The sequence below is a fragment of the Tautonia marina genome (genome assembly GCF_009177065.1).
Taxonomy (GTDB): Bacteria; Planctomycetota; Planctomycetia; order Isosphaerales; family Isosphaeraceae; genus Tautonia; species Tautonia marina.
Genome location: NZ_WEZF01000053.1, coordinates 1 through 3591, shown reverse-complemented (window position 1 = coordinate 3591; position 3591 = coordinate 1). Strand labels below are relative to the sequence as shown.

The following is a 3591-nucleotide window of genomic DNA, read 5'->3' as shown; positions in this document are numbered from 1 at the left end:
CGTTGATCGATCACATCAAGGGCTGCGGTTACACGCAGGAGCAACTCGCAAAATTGTCGGGAGTCCCGAGGGTATCGATCTGCAAGTTCTGCAATGGTGCAAGAAGGTTGACGAGTGAAAATATCGGCAAAATCGCCGACGCGCTCAATCTCACGATTGTCATCGCCGGGCCGGTCCCTCGAAATCCCTACATGGACAGCAAGTGATCGACATCATTGTCGGGGTGGGGCTGCGAACGTCTCCGACCTTCAGCCAATCTGAACTCCTGCTTAGAATGCCGAACGAGATGCCAGGGATTTCCGTTCGGCGCGTCACAAACCTCGACTTTCGCCTTCGAACCGAGGAATCACGCAACGCATGTCCGCGCAAACCTCCGAAGAAAACGCCGCCCTGGCGGCGATCGACGAATCCGGGATGGTCGCCTGCCTGCGCGAGCTTGTCGCCATCCCCAGCGTCACCGGTTCGCCCGCCGAGTCCGAGGCCCAGCACTGGTTCGCGACCCAGATGGAGCAATCGGGTCTGGTGACGGACCTCTGGCCGATCGACCTGGACGCCCTGCGGGCCGATCCCGAGTTCCCCGGCATGGAAGCCCCTCGGGATGTTACCTGGGGTCTGGTCGGGCGCCGGGGGAATGATGACGGCCCGACCCTGATCCTCAACGGACACCTCGATGTGGTCCCTCCGGGCGATCCCGACCTCTGGGCCGATGGTGACCCCTTCAGCGGGCGGCTCGACGCCGGGCGCGTTCATGGCCGGGGCTCCTGCGACATGAAGGGGGGCCTGGTCTGCTGCCTCTCCGCGATCCGGGCCATCCGGGACGCCGGGATCGCCCTCCGGGGGTCGGTCTTGCTGGAAAGCGTCGTCGGCGAGGAAGACGGCGGCCTGGGCACCTTCGCCACCCTGCGCAGGGGGTATCGGGGCGATGCCGCCATCATCCCCGAGCCGACGAACCTGGCGATCATCCCGGCCTGCGCCGGTGCCCTGAGCTTCCGCCTAACGGTGCGGGGACGATCGGCTCATGCCAGCATGAGGAGGCAAGGCATCAGCGCCATCGAAGCCTTCTGGCCCATCTGGCAGGCCCTCCAGGCCCTGGAATCTCGCAAGAACGCGAATGCCGACCCCTTGATGGCCCGGTTCGACCCGGCGTATCCCCTGAGCATCGGCACGCTCAAGGCCGGGGACTGGCCCAGCAGTGTGCCGGAATGTCTGGTCGCCGAGGGGAGGCTCGGCGTGGCGTTGGGGGAGGCCCCTGAAGATGCCCGTCGAGAATTCGAGGATGTCCTAAGGGCGACCTGCGAGGGGGACGATTGGCTGCGGGCACATCCGGTCGCGGTGGAGTGGTTTGGGGGCCAGTTCGCCAGCGGAGGGATCGCCGGGGATCACCCCCTGGTCGGCCTCGTGCGGGAAGTGCATCACCAACTTCACGGCCACGAACCCGAAATGCACGGCGCCCCGTATGGGAGCGACCTGCGGCTCTTGACGGAAGTCGGCCGCATCCCCGCGTTGCATTACGGCCCCGGCGAGATACGACTGGCCCACGCCCCGGACGAGTCCATCGACCTCGCCTCGCTGACGGCGGTGACGAAAACGCTCGTGCTCATCATCCTCCGATTCTGCGGCACGGCTCGTCACCGATGATGGGGATGCCTGGTCGGCGGCGGGGAGGATTCGATCCCGGTCGCTTCGACTCGGGCGGATCGGGCCTTGTCGTGTTGACCGAGCCCTGGGTCAATCGATCAATTGCCACCATGAACTCAGTGACCTGATTCTGGACGGAGGCGGTCCGGTAACCTGTCTCGGTGCCACCCAGGTACTTGAACAGCGCTTCAAGGTGCTGGGCCGCCAAGATGTCCCGCATCAACTGCACGGGAATGCCGAACCGGGCGGCCAAGTCCTTGACCGCATTGCACTCGGTGGCCCGGCTGATCTCACGCTCGTCGTAGGCTCGGATGGTGCTCGTCATCGTTGACTCTCCCCTCTGGTGGCCCGAGCAACGTCGCTCAGGCAAGGGAAGATATCAGCAAATCACTAGTTGAACGAACTCAAATATCACGAAACAAGCAATATGCCCCATTGTGCGAAATCTGGTTCCCATTTGTGGTAGTTAGAAAATTCTTGTCCTGCGCACCCTATATCAATGAAAAGACCGCCAGGGAGGCGAACCCCTGACGGTCTACACATCAAACACAACAAATGTTATAGAGTGACTTCATATCGAAATTACAAACCGAAATCCGCAATTGGCTATATCAGACGCCTGACAAGCGATTGCGACTTTGCCACCGGGACATTCTGCCCTGCCGCTGGCAAAATCAAGCCCAAGCGTCGGACCACCAATTTCGAGGCCATTGCCCGGCTGGAACGCAGGTCTTTCAGGCGAAAAATCCGGGCGGCCCACTTCTCCCGGCACGAGACCGGACAGGAGACGCTCTACCTCTCGGGCAACCCCAACCACCGCTTCCCGTTGACCCTCTGCGTGGTCGACGTGGATTGCCACGCCGCGACCGATCCACGGGCCGCTCGAATTGAGTGTGCCGATTTTCTCGCAAAACTCGAAGCCCACCTCGGAATCGAACTCTACTGCAACGCCTCGACCAACGGCGCCGGAATTCACGGCTTCTTCCTGCTCAATCGCCAGGGACGTTCGAACGAACAAGCCAATGATGCATTGACGCAAGCGGAATCGTTCGCAATGCGTCTGCTCCGTTCGCAGAACTACCGCCACATCACCGGGGTCGAGTTCCGCGGCAAACTGCCGCTGGTCCAATGGGGCTATCGCCGCACCGTCGAGCACTATACCGCCGGTGACCTGTTCGCGGCGCCCGTCGTCCTGGGCAGGGAGGAAGAGTTTCTTGCGACAATCGATGTCGGGCTCAGCGTCCGAGACCTCGTGAGGCTGGCTGATGTCGAGATTGAGGAGGCGGAAATTGTCCAGGGGCAGGGGGAAGAAGAACCTTTAGGTACACTCCCTCTTTCAGGACGATCAACCGGCTGCCCAATCTCACGCAAAGACTCGAACTGGCAAAAGTTCATGCCGATTGCAGCGCAATGGGGGCCCCTGCGTGCAAGCCAGAACCGAATCGTCAAGCATGAGCATATTGCCGTGGCCCTGATGATTTTGCATTACTGCGGCCACAACCCCAACGAGGGCAATGCCCTGCCGCAGGCAAGGATTGAGGGTCTGTGGCACTCGACCCGAGCCGCTGGCTATCACGACCTGCCCTGGTGCCATAATCGCTGGGCCGCGATCAAGTCCTACCTGTCAACGCACGGCTGGCTGACCTGGGTAGACTCGGGCTATATCGCCGGGGCCGTGATCGAGGGGAAATTCGTCAAGGGCAGGTGCCAGCGCTGGGCACCCTCTGAGGCGCTGCTCTGCCTCCTCGCAGGTGAGGAGATCGTTGATTCGCAGGGGGAAGTCGTGTGGGAAGCTGGGGAAGAAGAACCTTTACGTCCAGTGCCAATCTCCAACCCCCTCCCTCCCTGGAACGACCCCCTGGCGGCATTGCTCCCAGGAGAAGATCACCCGCCGCAACGCAAGTTCTTCGGGCTGATCAGCCAGTATCCCCACCTCATACAGACCTCCGCAGC

The 3591-nt window shown here is 61.8% G+C and carries 4 protein-coding genes; 3 read left to right on the top strand and 1 reads right to left on the bottom strand.

The features are described from left to right. The coding region (locus GA615_RS27145) for a helix-turn-helix transcriptional regulator (protein ID WP_161602610.1) at positions 1–206 on the top strand (206 nt) is incomplete at its 5' end. 151 nt (positions 207–357) lie between these two features. Continuing rightward, positions 358–1638 carry an ArgE/DapE family deacylase gene (locus GA615_RS27140; protein WP_152054485.1) on the top strand — a complete coding sequence of 427 codons (1281 nt, stop codon included), beginning with the start codon at positions 358–360 and terminating at the stop codon, positions 1636–1638. On the opposite strand, the gene GA615_RS27135 is transcribed toward GA615_RS27140, so the two are convergent. Continuing rightward, entirely contained in the window at positions 1601–1963 is a 363-nt protein-coding gene (locus tag GA615_RS27135) for a hypothetical protein (protein WP_152054484.1), read from the bottom strand. The two genes, GA615_RS27140 and GA615_RS27135, sit on opposite strands and share 38 nt — an antisense overlap. Positions 1964–2476: 513 nt before the next feature. Between GA615_RS27135 and GA615_RS27130 the strand changes: the two genes are divergently transcribed. Next, on the top strand, positions 2477–3591 hold a 1115-nt coding region (locus GA615_RS27130; protein WP_152054483.1), incomplete at its 3' end, for a hypothetical protein.

Coding starts and splice junctions, on each gene's coding strand:
- GA615_RS27140 (WP_152054485.1), top strand. CDS start 358: ATGTCCGCGCAAACCTCCGAAGAAAACGCCGCCCTGGCGGCGATCGAC.
- GA615_RS27135 (WP_152054484.1), bottom strand. CDS start 1,963: ATGACGAGCACCATCCGAGCCTACGACGAGCGTGAGATCAGCCGGGCC.